We start from the raw sequence: 16,387 nt of genomic DNA, 5'->3' as shown, positions 1-16,387 counted from the left end.
TCAATCACCTGTAGGAGCCGGCTTGCCGGCGATAGCGATTTGGCAGGCGACATCGGTTTTGACCGATCCGCCGCCATCGCCGGCAAGCCGGCTCCTACAGGAGACGAATCGGCATTGGTCAGTATGCGAACCCATACTTTCGAGGAAGCGATCCATGTCCAGATCCTTGCGTTGCAGTGTTCCGTTTGCCCTGGCGTTGTTGAGTGCCAGTGTGTGGGCGGCCCCCCAGGACCTCACCGTGATTTCCTTCGGTGGTGCTACCAAACAGGCCCAGGATAAAGCCTACTTTCAGCCCTTCAACGCCAGCGGCGCGGGCAACATCATCGCCGGTGAGTACAACGGCGAGCTGTCGAAGATCAAGGCCATGGTCTCGGCCGGTCACACCAGCTGGGACGTGGTGGAAGTCGAAAGCCCCGAGCTATTGCGAGGCTGCGAGGAGGGCCTGTTCGAGAAGCTCGACGCCGGGCGCTTCGGTGATTCGGCGAACTTCGTGCCCGGTGCGCTGACCGAATGCGGGGTGGCCACTTACGTCTGGTCGATGGTCATGGCCTATGACCAGAGCAAGCAGGCGAAGGCGCCGCAATCCTGGGCGGACTTCTGGAACGTCGCCGACTTCCCGGGCAAGCGCGGCCTGCGCAAGAGCGCCAAGTACACCCTGGAAATCGCCTTGCTGGCCGACGGCGTCAAGGCGGACGACATTTACAAGGTCCTGAATACCCCGCAAGGCGTGACCCGGGCCTTTGCCAAGCTCGACCAGATCAAGCCGAACATCCAGTGGTGGGAGGCGGGCGCGCAGCCGGCGCAATGGCTGGTGGCCGGCGACGTGGTGATGAGCGCGGCCTACAACGGCCGGATCGCCTCGGCGCAAAAGGAAGGCATGAAGCTGAGCATCGTCTGGCCGCAAAGCCTGTACGACCCGGAATACTGGGCGGTGGTCAAAGGCACGCCGAACAAGGCGCTGGCGGAAAACTTCATTGCGTTCGCCAGCCAGCCGCAGACACAAAAAGTCTTCTCGGAAAACATCCCTTACGGGCCGGTGCATCGCCAGACCTTGCCGCTGCTGCCCAAGGACGTGCAGGAGCAACTGCCAACCGCCGAGGCCAACCTGGCCGGCGCGCGGGCGGTGGACGCAGAGTTCTGGGTCGACCATGGCGAAGAGCTGGAACAGCGCTTCAATGCCTGGGCTGCGCGCTGATACACAATCGTGTAGCGACACAAACCCCTGTGAGAGCGGGCTTGCTCGCGAAGGCGGTGGGCCAGTCAACATTAATGTTGCTTGTGCCGGCCTCTTCGCGGGCAAGCCCGCTCCCACAAAAAACAGTGCGATACCTCGGGTTGTAGCGTTGCCGCCTTCGCGCAGTGCTGATGGTAGTCAGTTAAAACGCAGGACCCTGTGGGAGCGGGCAAGCCCGCTCCCACAAAAAGCCTGGTGCAATACCTCAGGCTCAAGCTTTGCAGCCTTCGCGCAGTGGTGATGTTAGGCAGGTAAAGCACAGAACCCTGTGGGAGCGGGCTTGCTCGCGAAAGCGGTATGTCAGTCACATCGATGCTGGAGGTGCCGCCGTCTTCGCGAGCAATTCCTCTCCCAGTGCGATACCTCGGCCAGGTTGAAATACGGCTGTAATTCGGGATAGCCGTTTGTCGGGCGTATGGTTATGCTCAGCGAGCCTGCCGATCGCCAATGATAAACAACCACAGTGAAGCCATGAGCCAATCCGACACGCGTGCGACTGTTCTAGCGCTGTATCCAGAAGATTCCCGTGAGGCAGCGGCGTTGCTCAAGCAGGCAGTGCCGCTGATGGTTCGTCACAACATTCCGCCCAACCCGGTGCACTACGCGCTCTGGTACACCTACAGCAAGGGCCAGGAGCCGGAACTCAATCGGCACCTGGACCGGGTGGTCAACGATTTCGACTCTTTCCCGCCGGAGTCGGCGGCCAGGCTGTTTCGCGAGTACATCATCCGCGACGAACTGGCGGACGCCCGTTCCGGGCAGCAGGACGCGATCAACCTGGTCGACGACATGGAACGCGATGTCTCGCGCAGCGTGAAGGGTAACCAGAACTTCCAGGCCAGCCTTGGCCAGTACCTGCAAATGCTCGAAGAGCCGGCCAGCGAGCGCTTGCCGAGCATCCTAATCCAGCTGCAGCAGAGCACCCGGCTGATGCAGGGGCAGCAGGAACACTTCCTCGCCCAGTTGCAGTCGGCGCAACACGAGATCAAAAGCCTGCGCGACAAGCTGGAGCGTGCCCAACTGGCCGCGACCCTCGATGGCCTCACCGAATTGCTCAACCGCAGCACCTTCAACCGCAAGCTTGAACAGGCGATGAATGAATCGGCGTCCGGTGTGGCGCTGGTGATGCTGGATATCGACCACTTCAAGCAATTCAACGATCAGTACGGCCATCCGTTGGGGGACCGTGTTCTCCAGCATGTTGCCCGGGTGTTGCGTGACTCGCTGTCGGGCGAAGCGTTCGCGGCGCGTTATGGCGGTGAGGAGTTCTGCGTGGTGCTCAAGGACTGCCCGGATCTGGCGGCTGCGGCTGCGTTTGCCGAGCGGCTGCGTCTGAAAATCCAGTCGCTGCGGGTCAAGGCCCGGGGCACTGATACCGTGCTGGACACCATCACCGCGTCGTTCGGCGTGGCCCATGCACAACCCGGCGACACACCGGAAAGCCTGCTGACCCGCGCCGACGACGCGCTGTACCAGGCCAAGCGCAACGGGCGCAACCTCGTACGACAGTAACCCCTTAAAGGACGAACCCCAGCACCTGTGGCGAGGGAGCAAGCTCCCTCGCCACAAGGTTGTTTGTTGCTCCTTCCATCGGCCGGTTAGCCGAGGATGAAGTAGACCTTGCGCACCGGGGTGAGGTTTTCCCAGGTGCCCTGGAATCCGCTGGCGACCACGAAGGAATCGCCGGGGCCGAACGTGCGTGCGACGCCTTCAGCATCGGTCAGGCGCACCGTGCCCTCGAGAATGTGGCACAGCTCATCGTAATCGCACTGGCAACGCTCCCGGTGCGGTCCCGCTTCCCAGATACCGGCCACGGCGTTTTTCCCAGGCTGCACAAAGTGCCGCCAACTCTTGCTGCGATAGGGTGCGTCGACCACGGCCGGGTCGTTGATTTCGGTTTCACGGGGGGCAAGGTCGCTGGCGAAGTCGATGACGTGCCGGGGCAGGGCTGTGGACATGATGGTCTCCGGATCAGGAATCGAAACCGATGCCAAAGGCATCGAAGGTCTTGAGCAGCAGGTCGCGGTGACCGTCGCGGTCCTCCCGCGCCAGAGAGCGCTGGGCCAGTTTCACGCCGACATAACGCAACGGCTCGGGCGGAAAGCGGAACGGCGCCTTGGAGGTCATCAGCAACTCCGTTCGTTCGGTGCGTTCCCCGGCCAGCAGGTCGAGCATGTTCAGCGCGGCGAAGCGACTGGCCGATACACCTTGCCCGGTGAAGCCCAAGGCATAGGCGACGCGGCCCTGATGTTCGCAACCGGTGAACATCGTGGTGCGTGCCGAGGTGTCGATGATGCCGCCCCAGGCATGGCTGAACCGCACATCGCCCAGGGCCGGGAAGGTCTGTTGAAACTGTTCGGCCAGGCGCTGGAAGCTTTGCGGGCGTTGAGTCAGGGCTTCGTCACGGCGCCCGCCGAAATGGTAGATGGCATCAAAGCCGGCCCAGAGAATGCGGTTGTCGGCGGTCTTGCGCAGGTAGTGGAACTGATTGCCGGAATCGGCGATGCCGTAACGCTCGGTCCAGCCGATGGCGGCCAGTTGTTCATCGCGCAGTGGCTCGGTGACCAGCGAGTAGTCGTAGACCGGGATCACGCTCGAGGCCAGATGGCCGAGCAGCGGCGGGGCGATGTTGGTGGCGAGGGCGATCTGCCCGGCGATGATTTCGCCGTCGGCCGTGCGCAGGCGCAGGCTGTCGTTGCGGGCCTCCAGTTGCAGCACCGGACTGTTTTCGAACAGCCCGATCCCTTGTTCAAGGCAGACGCGACGCAGCTCGGCGGCCATTTTTGCCGGGTTGAGCAGCGCATAGTTGGGTTCGAACAGGCCTGCCACGTAGGCCGGGGAGTCGAGTTTCCGGGCCAGCTGAGGGCCTTCCAGCCACTCGCAGTCAATGCCGAAACGGGCGTAGTTGCGTTGCATGGCGCGCAAGCCGTCGACCTGCCAGGGTTGGCTGGCGACGTTGAGTTTGCCCTGGCGTTCGAACTCGACCTGCAGGCCAAAGCGTTGCAGGTCGGCCGCCAGCTCATCGAGGTTCTGCCGGCCCAGGCGGATCAGTTGCTGCGCTTCATCCGGCCAACGCTTGAGGGCGTTGGACACGCCATGGGAAATGCTCGGTGCACAAAAACCGCCATTGCGACCGCTGGCCTCACCACCGCAACGACGCGCCTCGATGATCGCAATGCTCAATCCGGGGTGGCGCTGGCGTGCCAGTAGCGCCGTCCACAATCCGGTGAATCCAGCGCCGACCACTGCGAAGTCGCATTGCACGGTTCCGCTGACGGAAGGTGCGGCGGGCGGCGGGGTGATGGTGTCCTGCCAAAAGGGATGGGGCAGGACGTGGTCGAGCGCATCGAGACGCGGTGGGGCATTCATGCTGAAACTCCGGCGGTGTGTCGGGCAGCGACGATTGCGTTCGGTTGCCCGATGTTTTTGTTGTTCTGGCTAGAGGTCTGGAAGCGCAAGTATTGCCCGCGCGGCAATGTCGGTGCCGCGGGTCGCCTGCATGCGCAAGCTGAACGATGCGAGGCGTTGCTTCATCGCTTGGTCGGCCAGCAGGTGTTCGAGGGCGCCGGGCAGGGCGGCCAGGGGATCGGCGAAGCGCGGCAGGTAGCGGCCGACGCCGACTTCCTCGGCGCGGGCGGCGTTATCGTGACCGTCCCAGCAATACGGAATGATCAGCGACGGCAAGCCGAAATACAGCGCCTCGCAGAAGCTGTTGTTGCCGCCGTGATGGATGAACACATCGCATTCCTTGAGCACGGCCGGCTGGGCAAACCAGCTGTCGAGGTACACGTTGTCCGGCACGGTGGTGTACATGTCGCGGTAGGCGCCGACGTTGACCAGGAAGCGATAGGGCAAGGTCTCGATCGTGCTGATCAGGCGCTTCATCATCCCGGTGTCGGCGGCGCCGAGGCTGCCGAAGCTGAGGTAGATCAGCGGTGCGTCGTTGTGCCGTGGAAAGTCCGGGACGATGTACGGCGCTTCGCGGCGTACGCAGCCGTCGAGGTAGACGTAGCGCTGCGGATCGAGCGGCTGCCGGCGTTCATAGCGCACAGGCGTCGGCGACAGCAGCAGGTTGAGCCAGGGTGAATCGGTGAGGAACTGCCCCGCCGGACAGGGCGCCGTATGGTTGCCCAGGAGAAACTGCGAAAAGCGTTCATGGGCTGGTGCGATAGCCTTCAGGTACTGCTCGGAGTAACGCTCGCAGGCCTCGGTGTCACTGGCCAGGCAGCCGGAGAGGTACGGCGGAACGGCGGCATCCGGCAGTTCAGTCTCGGCGCAGGACACCACCCGCACCCACGGGCAGCCGGCGTTGGCGATGGCCGGGAACATCACCACGTTGTCGAGCACGATCACGTCGGGCTTGAGGCGGCCGAGCAACTGCTGCAAGGGTTTTTCCGCTTCGATCGCGGTGTCGATGATGGCTTCCCAGGCGGGCGCCACGTAGCTGTCGATCTGCGCCAGCGGGGTCTGGTCGAAGTAGGGAATGCTGCGCTCGATGAAGCGTTCCCAGTAGTGCTGATGTTCCGCCGCCGACAACGGGCTCACTTGCGGAATCGGGTATTCGTCGAAGCCGTACTCGGCGAACAGCCCCTGGAAATGCTCGTGGCAGATGAACACCGGTCTGGCGCCCAGCGCTCGCAGCGACTGAGCGATACCAATGCAGTTCAAGGCCGCGCCGAAACTGGCTTCCGGAAACAGGGCGATCAGTTTTTGTTTTTGCATGGCGAGGACTGTCCATGGCGGGTCAGACCCGCCGCTCCTGAAGGTGTTTTTGATGCTGTCTTATTTTCAAAAAAAAATCATCATGTTTTTGCGCGGCGCTTAACGACGCCCGAACAGATGACTCTGCGGGATGCCCCGGTTAGCGGTTTGCGGGCGTTGCGCGGCGCTCAGGCGCAGGTGCAGGCGCAGCAGGTCGGCGGCGATCTCCATCTGCCCGCGTTCGATCTGCGCGATGATTTGCAGGTGTTCGCGCAGGGCCTCTTGCAGGCGGTGCACGCTGACCGATGGCAGCAGGTTCGGCAAGCGGCGCAAGCCCTGATGCTGGAGCAGGGCGTCGCTGATGAAGCGGTTGCCGCAGCTCTGGGCCAGCAGTTCGTGGAAGCTGATGTCCAGCTCGCGAAACTGCTGCAGATCGAAGTCTTCCACGGGGCGGGCGAGCAGGCTTTGCATGGCGCTGCGCAACAGCGCCAGGCGTTGCGGGTCGGCGTTGAAGCTCGGGCTGAGCAAGGCTTCGGGCTCGAGGATCAAACGGAATTTCAGGCTTTCTTCGAGGGCGGCCAGGCTGTTCAGCGACGGACGAAACAGCCAGGACTGCCCGGGGCCGCGCTCGATGGCCTGGCTTTCGCTCAATTGCTGCAAAGCCTTTTGCGCCGCCGGCCGGCCGATGTCATAGCGGCGCATCAGTTCGCTGATGCTGATGCTGTCGCCCAGGCGCCCGGCCATGCGGTCACGCAGTACCGAGGCGGCCAGTTCTTCTTCCTCGGCCTGGGGCAGGGCAGCGTTGAAGGCCTGGCCCGCGGGCGATGCCAGCAATCGGTAACCCTTGCCGGCTTCGTGGCTCAGCAGGTTTTCTTCCAGCAGCACTTTCAGCGCGCCGCGAATCAGCGTGCGCGACACCTGGAAGGTGCGGGCCAGGGCCTGTTCGGCCACCGGGTCACCGGCCACCAGGCCGCTTTCCTGGGTGTGCTCGAGGATGCGCCGGGCCAGTTCCAGGTGATTGGTGCGCGGTTTTTTTTCGGCTGTCGTGCTCAAGCGTCTTTTCTCGTTGTGATCCGCGGTGGGACTCAGTTGCCCATCTTATGTCATGCGCTGGCCAGTCGTCAGGCCGGAAAAAAGCGTTGACATCTTTTGATACTGGTCCTAATTTCTAAAAAAAAACACAAGCAATCGTTTCTCGTTTTGCCGTACTGCCTTCGAACACAACAATAAACAATCGTCGGGTGAGTATTTATGAGCAAGCTGAATGATCTTCTGTGCGCGGGATTGGCCGTTTCCCTGGCGATCGCCTCACAGGCTGCAAGTGCGAAAGACATGGTGATTTCCATCTGGGACGGCTACATGGCCCCGGATGCGCTGGAGAAGTTCAAGGCTGCCAGCGGTGTGGACGTCGACAAGGCGCTGCACGCCACCAACGAAGAAATCATGGGCAAGCTGATGGCCTCCGGTGGTGAAGGCTATGACGTGGTGTTTGTCTCCTCGCCCTTCGCCGAAGTCCTGCACAAGCAGGGGCTGCTGGCGGACATCGATCCGGTCAAAGTCCCCAACCTGAAGAACCTCTACCCCGAAGCCACTCACTTGGAATATGACCAGGGCAACCAGTTCTCCGTGCCCTACACCTGGGGCACCACCGGCATCTGCTATCGCTCCGACAAGGTGACACCGGCGCCACAGAGCTGGAACGAGCTGCTCAACCCGAGTGATGCCCTCAAGGGCAAGGTGACGATGCTCGCCACCGACCGCTGGATGCTCGGTGCCGGTTTCCTCGCCAAGGGCTGGTCGGTCAACGACAGTGACCCGGCACAAATCGCCGCGGTTCGCGACCAGTTGATCGCCACCAAAAAACGCATTCTGTCCTTCGACGACACCACCTTCTATTCCAAGCTCGCTTCCGGCGAATCGCTGATGGCCCACGCCTGGGACGGCTGGTGCAACTACGGCACCCAGGCCAACGCGGCGATCAAGTTCGTGGTGCCCAAGGAAGGTTCCGACCTGTGGGTGGACACCATGGTGGTGCTCAAGAGCTCGAAGCACCAGGACCAGGCCTTCACGTTCATCAACTTCATGCTGGCCAAGGAAAACCACGCCTGGGTCGCTGAAAACATCCTCTACAAAGTCCCCAACCAGGCGGCCATGGCCGGGTTGTCTGCGGACCTGCTCAAGCAATACCCCAACCTGACCATCGCCCCCGCCGAGCTGCTGAAAATGGAGCAATTGCGCGACCTGGGCGGCACCACGCAAAAGGCCTACACCCGCGCCGTCACCGAAATCATGGCGGCGCAGAACTAACGCCACGTCGATCCGAGGCATGCCCGGCATGCCTCGCCACGCTCGCAAGCCGCTTCTGTCCTGAAGCGGGAGGATAGGGTTAATGAGTGCTTTGCATGCTGACAGGCGTCTGTCGGCCTGGCTTCTTGCGCCCGGCTTTGGCTGGCTGCTGATGTTCCTGGTGATTCCGTGCCTGCTGGTGCTGGTCTACAGCTTCGTCGAACGCGGTGCCTACGGTGGCATCGACTGGTTGTTCACCTGGGAAAACTATCAGCGCGCATTCGATCCGCTGTACCTGGGCATCCTGCTCAAGTCGGCGAAAATCGCCGGGCTGGCCACGGTGTTCGCGGTGTTGATCGGCTACCCGGCAGCCTATGCGATTGCCCGGGCGCCACGACGGCGCCAGGCGGTGTACCTGTTCCTGGTGATGCTGCCGTTCTGGAGCAATTACCTGATCCGCACCTACGCCTGGATTGTCCTGCTCAACCGCGAAGGCCTGATCAACCGCCTGCTGCAAGTGTTCGGCTACAGCGGTGAACCCATCAGCCTGCTGTACACCGAGTCGTCCGTGGTGTTGGGGCTGGTCTACAACTACATCCCCTTTGTGATCCTGGCGATCTTCTCGTCGCTGTCGCGGATCAACAATGAACTCTGGGACGCCTCGAAAGACCTCGGCGCCTCGGGCTGGATGACCTTTCGCCGGATCATCCTGCCGCTGAGTGTGCCGGGTATCGCCGCCGGTGCGGTGTTTGTCTTCGTGCTGAGCATCGGCAACTTCATCACCGCCGACCTGCTGGGCGGCAAGCAGGTGCAGATGGTCGGCAACCTGATCTATGCGCAATTCCTCACGGCGCGGGACTGGCCGTTCGGCGCCGCACTGAGCTTCTTCCTGATCGCGATCATGCTGATCCTGTTGTTCATCCAGGCCCTGGTGGCCCGTCGTGCAGAAGGGGCGCGCTCATGAGTCAGCCACGTTCTGTCAGCGCCACCGTGCTGGGTTCGCACCTGGGGCTGGTGTACGCCTTCCTTTATATACCGATCCTGGTGTTGATCCTGCTGTCGTTCAACAAGTCCGGACTGCCCACCGCCTGGGGCGGCGTATCGCTGAAGTGGTATGCGGCACTGGCGCACAACACGGCGATCCTGTCGGCGGCGCTCAACACCCTGATCGTCGCCTTGTCGGCCACCTTCATTGCCTGCGTGCTCGGCACGTTCCTCGCGCTGGGCATCGAGTTGCGCCGCAAGGGCAATGACAAGGGCCAGGTGGTCGATACCTTGCTGATGGCGCCAATGATCATTCCCGACATCGTGCTGGCGATTGCGCTGCTGAGTTTTTTCAACCTGCTCAAGGTTGGCCTGGGGCTGCACTCGATCATCATCAGCCACGCGGTGTTCAACATCGCCTTCGTCTGCGCGGTGGTGCGCACGCGGCTCAAGCACTTCGACTATTCGATCCTCGAAGCCTCGATTGACCTCGGTGCGAGCTGGTTCACCACCTTGCGCCGGGTGCTGCTGCCGGTGATTTTCCCCGGCGTGCTGGCCGGTGGATTGCTCTCGTTCACCCTGTCGGTGGACGAATTCATCATTGCCTTTTTCAACTCAGGCTCCGGCCAGGCTTCGACCACGTTGCCCATGCAGATCTACGCCATGATCCGCTTCGGCGTCACCCCGGAAATCAACGCTCTGGCGACGCTGGTGATGCTGGTGAGCATCACCGCGCTGCTGGCTTCGCAGCGTCTCAACAAGGCTCCTCGCACCCATGAATAATTCATCTGCGGTACTGATCCTGGATAAGGTCAGCAAGTCTTATGGCAACGGTCTGGCGGTCAACGAGGTGTCGCTGAGCATCCGCGAGAACGAGTTCTTCGCGCTGCTCGGGCCGTCCGGCTGCGGCAAGACCACGCTGCTGCGCATGCTCGCCGGTTTCGAGACCCCCAGCGGTGGCTGCATCTACCTGGACGGCCATGACATCTCGCCGCTGCCGGCCAACAAGCGTCCGCTGAACCTGATGTTCCAGTCCTATGCGCTGTTCCCCAACATGACCGTGCGCAAGAACATCGCCTACGGCCTGGAAATGGAGCGTCTGCCCGAAAGCGAAATCCGCCGGCGGGTCGATGAAGTGCTGAGCACCGCGCAACTGGGTGAGCTGGCCGAGCGCAAACCCGATCAGCTTTCAGGCGGCCAGCGTCAGCGCGTGGCATTGGCCCGGGCGCTGGTCAAGCGTCCGCGGGTGTTGCTGCTCGACGAGCCCTTGGGCGCCCTCGACAAGAAGCTGCGGGAAAAGATGCAGCTGGAACTCAAGCGCCTGCAACACGAGAGCGGCATCACCTTCATCATCGTCACCCACGATCAGGAAGAAGCGCTGGTGATGTCCGACCGCATGGCGGTGCTCGACGGCGGCAGGGTGTGCCAGTGCGGCAGTCCGTCGGAGCTGTACGAGAACCCCAACAGCCGGTTTGTCGCCAACTTCATCGGCGTCAGCAACCTGCTCGAAGGCGTGCGCACGGGCCAGCACTCGGTGCGCGTGAATGGCCAGGAGTTGAGCGTGGAAACCGACGCACCGCTGGTGTCCGGTCAATCCGTCGCCGTGGTGGTGCGCCCCGAGCGCCTGCAAGTGCTGACGGGGCAGGGCAGCGATTGCCCCAATCAGGTCAGCGGAAAAATCGTCGAAGTCGCCTACCACGGCCTCGACACCAACCTGCACGTACAGACAGCCCTCAGCGACAAACCGTTGATTGTGCGCGTGCCGTCCTCACAGTTTGAATTCGCCCATTTTGCAATCGACACGACCATCCGGCTGGGCTGGCAGGCCCGGCATGCCCGCGTATTGACACGCTGAACAATAAAAAGACCAGGCAGGAGCAGCACTCGATGAAACAGAAAGTGATCGCATTCTTCCCCGAAGCCGCCTACGGCCCGGCGCTGAACTCAGTCGGTATCGCCCAGGCGTGTGAAGCCCTGGGCCATAAAGCGGTGTTCCTCACCGACCCGGGCATGAGCGGTGTCTACGCCGGTTATGGTTTCGAGGAGCACATGGTCAACATGTCGGCGCCGATGCCGGCCGAAGAAATGGCCCGCTACTGGGTCGACTTCATCAACGGCCACATTCCGAACTTCCGCAAGTCGCCGCTGGAGCAGATCGACAACTACGTCAAGGAATGCTGGGCGGCCATCGTCGAAACCGCCAAGTGGGCGCAAAAGGACCTGCCGGCGGTGCTGGACAAGGTCAAGCCCGACCTGATCTGCGTCGACAACGTGATCCTGTTCCCGGCGATCAAGCAATACGGCAAGCCGTGGGTGCGGATCATTTCCTGCTCGGAAAACGAGATCGAAGACCCGGATATCCCGCCGCACCTGTCGGGCATGAGCATCGACGACAAGGCCGGCCACGCGCAATTCCGCCAGCGCTTCGAGGAAGTGGTCGGGCCGATCCACGAGGACTTCAACCAGTTCCTCCAGGCCCACGGTGAACAGCCTTATCCGCTGGGCACCTTCTTTGAAGCCTCGCCCTTCATGAACCTGCTGCTGTACCCGGACGCGGTCAAGTTCGACCGCCGCCATCCGCTGCCGGCCGAGCGTTTCCATTACCTGCAAGGCTGCGTGCGCCACGACACGCCGTACGAGATTCCACCGTTCCGCGCCCACAACGACAAGCCGCTGCTGTACGCCAGCTTCGGCAGCCTTGGTTCCGGCGACGTCGAGTTGCTCAAGCGCTTGATCGAGGCGGTGGGCAAGCTGCCTTACCGGGCGTTGTTCAACGTCGGCGAGCACCTCGACGAATACACCGACCTGCCGGACAACGTGCAGATTTCCAACTGGTTCCCGCAGCCGTCGGTGATCGCCCAGGTCGACGCGGTGATCCACCACGGCGGCAACAACAGCTTCACCGAGTGCCTGTTCTTCGGCAAACCGGCGATCGTCATGTCCTACGTCTGGGACGGCCACGACAACGCCATGCGCGCCGAAGAAAGCGGCCACGGTTTCAAGCTCGACCGCTACGAATGGAGCGAAGAACAGCTCGCACAAAAACTCCACGCCTGCCTCAACGACGGGGCGATGCGCCAACGCCTGCAGCGCACCAGCGCGCAGATGCAATCCCGCAAAGGGCCGCAAGACGCGGCCGCGATTCTCGACAAGGTGCTCAACGATGCCTGATTCATCCACCACGGCGGGTATCACGCCGTACCTCGAAGCCGTCAGCAGCCGCACCGACCTGGTGGACTGGGGCGTGCAGAGCGACGCCGTCGAAGGCGCCTCGCATTCCAGCGGCCGCTTGCTGTTCAAGGGCCCGAACAACAGCCCGGAAACCGGGTTGTGGGTGTGCACCCCCGGGCGCTGGCGGCTGTCGATTCCCCGGGACGAGCTGTGCCATTTCATCGCCGGGCACGCCACTTACCGTAACGACAACGGCGAAGTGATCGAAGTACGGCCCAACACCCTGGTGCTGTTCCCGGCCGGCTGGACCGGTGAATGCGACGTCCGGGAAACCCTGCGCAACGTTTACATGCTGGCCTGAACCTGTGGGAAACACTGCAACCCCTGTAGGAGCCAGCTTGCTGGCGAAGAACATCAGGACAACGCGGGCATCCAGACAGCACGCGTCATCGTTGACGTCCATCGCGAGCAAGCTCGCTCCTACACACAACCTGGAGAACAACACATGACTACCCCGTTTCTGTACGACCCCCTGAGCATCACCGACGTCAAGGATTGGGGCGTGATCCCGACCATGCTCGAGGGTGAATCCCGTGTCTCCGGCGTGGTGCTGCACAAAGGCCCCGAAGGCCAGTCCGAATGCGGCATCTGGATCTGCACCCCGGGCAAGTGGTTTTGCCATGTCACCAGCGACGAGTTCTGCCACTTCCTCGAAGGCCGCTGCACGTACGTCCACGAGTCCGGCGAAGTGATCGAGATCAAGCCCGACACCGCCGCCTTCTTCGGCAAGGACTGGAAGGGTGTGTGCACCGTCCACGAGACCATCAAAAAGGTCTACATGATCCGGTGACTGCCATGACAGATGCACTGGCGTCATTGCCAACCCGTGAAGACCAGCGCGCCGCCTTTCTGGCCCGCGCCGGTTTCGCCGGGGCCCCGCTGGTGGCCTTGCCGGCGGATGCTTCGACCCGGCGCTATTTCCGCCTGGACGGTGCCGGCCTGTTGCTGATGGATTCGCCGCCCCATAGCGAACCCATCGGCCCGTTTGTGCGCATCGCCCGGCAGTTGCAAGGGCTGGGCCTGTCCGCGCCGGCCTTGCTGGAAGTGGATGAAGCGGCGGGGCTGGCGCTGATCGAGGATTTCGGTCACGACACCTACACCCGATTGCTGCTGGCCGGGCATTCGGAGTCGAGGTTGTATCACCTGGCGGTCGATACGCTGGTGGCCTTGCATCGCGCAGCGCCAGCGGCGGAACTGGCGCCTTACGACGAACAGCGACTGGCCGACGAGTGCGCGCTGTTCATCGACTGGTACGTGCCTTTACTCGTCGGCAAAGAGGCGGCACAGGGGCTGCGCGAAGAGTATCTGGCGCTGTTCGCCGAGGCTTGTGGTGACGTTGCCCAGCGCCGCGAAGCCCTGGTGCTGCGCGACTTTCACGTCGACAACCTGATGCTGCTGCAAGGCCGCGAAGGTGTCGCCGCCTGCGGCTTGCTGGATTTCCAGGACGCCCTGGCCGGGGCGGCGGCCTATGACCTGGTGTCGCTGCTCGAAGACGCCCGGCGCGATGTGCCCGAGGCGCTGCGCGTGGCACTGATCAGCCATTACCTGTTGCAGCGCCCGGAGCTGGACGCGCCGGGTTTTCTCGAAGACTACCGGCGCCTGGCCGCCCAGCGTCACGCCAAGGTGCTGGGGATTTTTGTGCGCCTGGCCGGCCGTGACGGCAAGCACGCTTACCTGGCGCACTTGCCGCGCACCCTGGGTCTGTTTGTCCGCGCGCTGGACGCCGAGGCCTTTGCGCCCCTGCGCCAGTGGCTCGACCGGCACGTGCCGGGCTGGCGAGAAGAACTGCCCGCCGCGACCCTGGCGACATTGCGTGAAACCCCTTATCGATTGGTTCAAGGATCATCCCATGGCCACCTTTAACAGCGAATCTGCCTTGCGTTTCATCAATCCCGAGTTCCTGCCGCTGAGCGATGGCCGCGTGCGCCAGGTGCTCGATCCGGCGACCCAGCAACCGGTCGGGCAAGTCGGCGTGTGTGGCGAAACCGATGTGCAAGCCGCCATCGATGCCGCCACCGCCGCGCAAAAACAATGGCGCCTGGTCGACGCGAAAAGCCGCGCCGCGCGCCTGCATCAACTGGCCAATGCCATCGAGCAGAACCTGGTTTGCAACCGTGAAGTCGCCCGCCTGATGACCCTGGAGATGGGCAAGCCGTTTCCCGAGGCCATGGGCGAACTGGCCAACTGCGCGCCGATCTTTCGCTACTACGCGGAAATGGCCCGGGACGATGCCGGCAAGGTCGCCGGCACCACGCAGATCGGTTCCTTCCAGCATGTGCGCTACGAGCCCTATGGCGTCAGCGTACACATCATGCCGTTCAACTTTCCGATCCTGCTGATGTGCTGGACGGTCGCCGCGTCGCTGGCGGCGGGCAATGCCTGCCTCATCAAGCCGGCGGAAGCGACGACCCTGTGCACCCTCAAGTTCATGGAGCATTTCAGCGCGTTGTTGCCGGGACTGGTGTCCTGTGTGCCGGGCGATGCGGTGACCGCGCAGTTGCTGGTGCAGTCGGCGCAGACCCACGCGGTGGCCTTCACCGGCAGTGTGGCGGCGGGCAAAGCGGTGGCCGTGGCCTGTGCCGAGCGGATGAAGCCTTGCGTCATCGAGGCCGGTGGCAGCGATCCGTTGATCATCTCCAGGCATGCGCCGCTGGATGTGGCAGCGGCGGGGGCAGTGACGGCTGCATTCCATCTCAGCGGGCAGATCTGCACCTCGGCGGAACGCTTCTACGTCGTCGATGAAATCCATGACGAGTTTGTCGCGAAATTCGCCGAGCGCACCCGCGCCCTGCGCATCGGCCATGGCCTGGAGCGCTCGGAGATCGGGCCGATGGTCAGCGAAGCGGCGCGCAATAAAGTCATGCGCCTGGTCGATGACGCCGTGGCCAAGGGCGCAAAAGTGGTGTGTGGCGGGCGGATTCCACCCCAGCAGACGGTCGGCTGGTTCTATGAGCCGACCATCCTCACCGGCGTGACCGGGGACATGGCGATTCTTCAGGAAGAGTGCTTTGGCCCGGTGGCGGCGATCTGCCGGGTCAGCGATTTCGATGAGGCGGTGCGGCTGGCCAACGACTCGCCGTTCGGCCTCGGGGCCTCGCTGTTTTCCACGGACCTGGCCGAAGCCATGGAGGCCGCCGAGCGGCTCGAGGCGGGGATGGTCTGGGTCAACAACCCGCTGATCGACAACGATGCGCTGCCGTTCGGCGGCTGGAAGATGTCGGGTCTTGGGCGCGAGCTCGGGCGCCAGGGGCTGGAAGCGTTCCGCCGCTCGAAGATGGTCATCATCGATCACCAGCCGAAGATTCAGGACTGGTGGTATCCGTACGCCGACGACGTGTTCTATCGCGATCCGGCCTGAAGCCCGGATGCACACAGGAGGATCGTGATGAGCGACAACATGGGCGGGTCGACGCTGGCGGTGATTCTCGCGGCCGGGCAGGGCAAGCGGATGCAGTCGCCGCTGCCCAAGGTCTTGCACCCGGTGGGCAACCGGCCGCTGCTCGGCCATGTGCTGGCGGCGGTGGAGGCGGCCGGTATCGAGCAGCGGGCGGTGGTGGTGGGCGCGGGCGGCGGGCAGGTGGCTGAATACCTGCGGCAGGTCGCACCGACGGCACAGGTGTTTACCCAGCACGAACAACGGGGCACGGCCCACGCGGTACTCGCCGCGCGGCCGGCTTTGCAGGCCCAGGAACAGGAGCAGCAGGGCTGTGTGTTGGTGCTGTTTGGCGACTCCCCCCTGATCACCCCGCAGACCTTGAATCGCTTGCGCAGGGCGTTGATGGACGGCGCGGCGGTGGCGGTGGCGGGTTTCCACACCCAGCGGCCGGGACCCTACGGGCGGCTGCTGGTGGAGCAGGGGCGTCTGCGGGCGATCCGCGAAGCCAGGGATGCGAGCCCGCAGGAGCTGGACATCAACTTCTGCAATGGCGGCGTCATGGGCCTGCGGGCAGA

16 protein-coding genes and 1 pseudogene are annotated in these 16,387 nt (G+C 63.1%); 12 read left to right on the top strand and 5 right to left on the bottom strand.

The genetic code is table 11. The annotated features are described in order from the left end of the window. The gene (locus tag AB7M25_RS18640) at positions 1–156 is read right to left on the bottom strand and encodes a hypothetical protein (RefSeq protein ID WP_454237808.1); all 156 of its coding nucleotides are present in this window, start codon (positions 154–156) and stop codon (positions 1–3) included. Here AB7M25_RS18640 and AB7M25_RS18635 point away from each other — a divergent pair. Together AB7M25_RS18635 and AB7M25_RS18630 are read left to right on the top strand one after the other, a co-directional pair. Next, positions 155–1,195 (top strand): ABC transporter substrate-binding protein, encoded by a 1,041-nt coding sequence (locus AB7M25_RS18635; RefSeq protein ID WP_116581759.1) that lies wholly within the window; start codon positions 155–157, stop codon positions 1,193–1,195. The genes AB7M25_RS18640 and AB7M25_RS18635 overlap by 2 nt on opposite strands. Before the next feature lie 510 nt (positions 1,196–1,705). Continuing rightward, positions 1,706–2,746, top strand: coding sequence for a GGDEF domain-containing protein (locus AB7M25_RS18630; protein ID WP_258681476.1), 1,041 nt, complete (start codon positions 1,706–1,708; stop codon positions 2,744–2,746). Between the two features lie 86 nt (positions 2,747–2,832). On the opposite strand, the gene AB7M25_RS18625 is transcribed toward AB7M25_RS18630, so the two are convergent. The 4 genes from AB7M25_RS18625 to AB7M25_RS18610 all read right to left on the bottom strand — a co-directional run bounded on the left by AB7M25_RS18625 (position 2,833) and on the right by AB7M25_RS18610 (position 6,988). Then, on the bottom strand, positions 2,833–3,192 hold the full coding sequence (locus tag AB7M25_RS18625; protein WP_429387809.1) for a cupin domain-containing protein: 360 nt from the start codon (positions 3,190–3,192) through the stop codon (positions 2,833–2,835). Between the two features lie 13 nt (positions 3,193–3,205). Then, the gene (locus tag AB7M25_RS18620; protein WP_454237807.1) at positions 3,206–4,603 is read right to left on the bottom strand and encodes an NAD(P)/FAD-dependent oxidoreductase; all 1,398 of its coding nucleotides are present in this window, start codon (positions 4,601–4,603) and stop codon (positions 3,206–3,208) included. A gap of 69 nt (positions 4,604–4,672) precedes the next feature. Beyond that, the gene (locus tag AB7M25_RS18615) at positions 4,673–5,956 is read right to left on the bottom strand and encodes a nucleotide disphospho-sugar-binding domain-containing protein (RefSeq protein ID WP_429387805.1); all 1,284 of its coding nucleotides are present in this window, start codon (positions 5,954–5,956) and stop codon (positions 4,673–4,675) included. Positions 5,957–6,055: 99 nt separating this feature from the next. After that, positions 6,056–6,988 (bottom strand): GntR family transcriptional regulator, encoded by a 933-nt coding sequence (locus AB7M25_RS18610; RefSeq protein WP_015095624.1) that lies wholly within the window; start codon positions 6,986–6,988, stop codon positions 6,056–6,058. Positions 6,989–7,186: 198 nt separating this feature from the next. On the opposite strand from AB7M25_RS18610, the gene AB7M25_RS18605 reads away from it, so the two are divergent. The 10 genes and pseudogenes from AB7M25_RS18605 to AB7M25_RS18560 form a co-directional block, all read left to right on the top strand. After that, positions 7,187–8,242, top strand: coding sequence for a polyamine ABC transporter substrate-binding protein (locus AB7M25_RS18605; RefSeq protein ID WP_429387803.1), 1,056 nt, complete (start codon positions 7,187–7,189; stop codon positions 8,240–8,242). An 82-nt stretch (positions 8,243–8,324) separates the two neighbouring features. Further along, on the top strand, positions 8,325–9,185 hold the full coding sequence (locus tag AB7M25_RS18600) for an ABC transporter permease (protein ID WP_015095622.1): 861 nt from the start codon (positions 8,325–8,327) through the stop codon (positions 9,183–9,185). Further along, positions 9,182–9,988, top strand: coding sequence for an ABC transporter permease (locus AB7M25_RS18595; RefSeq protein ID WP_217835556.1), 807 nt, complete (start codon positions 9,182–9,184; stop codon positions 9,986–9,988). The genes AB7M25_RS18600 and AB7M25_RS18595 overlap by 4 nt, the downstream gene beginning before the upstream one ends. Next, positions 9,981–11,060 (top strand): ABC transporter ATP-binding protein, encoded by a 1,080-nt coding sequence (locus AB7M25_RS18590; RefSeq protein ID WP_429387800.1) that lies wholly within the window; start codon positions 9,981–9,983, stop codon positions 11,058–11,060. The genes AB7M25_RS18595 and AB7M25_RS18590 overlap by 8 nt, the downstream gene beginning before the upstream one ends. Before the next feature lie 32 nt (positions 11,061–11,092). After that, complete coding sequence (locus tag AB7M25_RS18585; RefSeq protein WP_429387799.1) at positions 11,093–12,376, top strand: nucleotide disphospho-sugar-binding domain-containing protein; 1,284 nt, start codon at positions 11,093–11,095, stop codon at positions 12,374–12,376. Further along, on the top strand, positions 12,369–12,737 hold the full coding sequence (locus AB7M25_RS18580; RefSeq protein ID WP_429387797.1) for a cupin domain-containing protein: 369 nt from the start codon (positions 12,369–12,371) through the stop codon (positions 12,735–12,737). The genes AB7M25_RS18585 and AB7M25_RS18580 overlap by 8 nt, the downstream gene beginning before the upstream one ends. Positions 12,738–12,881: 144 nt before the next feature. After that, positions 12,882–13,226 (top strand): cupin domain-containing protein, encoded by a 345-nt coding sequence (locus tag AB7M25_RS18575; RefSeq protein ID WP_007976122.1) that lies wholly within the window; start codon positions 12,882–12,884, stop codon positions 13,224–13,226. Between the two features lie 5 nt (positions 13,227–13,231). After that, entirely contained in the window at positions 13,232–14,299 is a 1,068-nt protein-coding gene (locus AB7M25_RS18570) for an aminoglycoside phosphotransferase family protein (RefSeq protein ID WP_454237806.1), read from the top strand. Next, a complete protein-coding gene (locus AB7M25_RS18565) occupies positions 14,286–15,794 on the top strand; it encodes an aldehyde dehydrogenase family protein (RefSeq protein ID WP_429519228.1) in 1,509 nt (502 codons plus the stop codon). The genes AB7M25_RS18570 and AB7M25_RS18565 overlap by 14 nt, the downstream gene beginning before the upstream one ends. Positions 15,795–15,821: 27 nt before the next feature. Then, positions 15,822–16,310: pseudogene (locus AB7M25_RS18560) on the top strand (NTP transferase domain-containing protein); the annotation flags it as partial. Between the last annotated feature and the right edge of the window lie 77 nt (positions 16,311–16,387).

It is taken from the genome of Pseudomonas sp. AP3_22 TE3818, from assembly GCF_053628995.1.
Note: the sequence above shows the minus strand (reverse complement) of the source record. Positions and strands in the feature narration are given on the sequence as shown.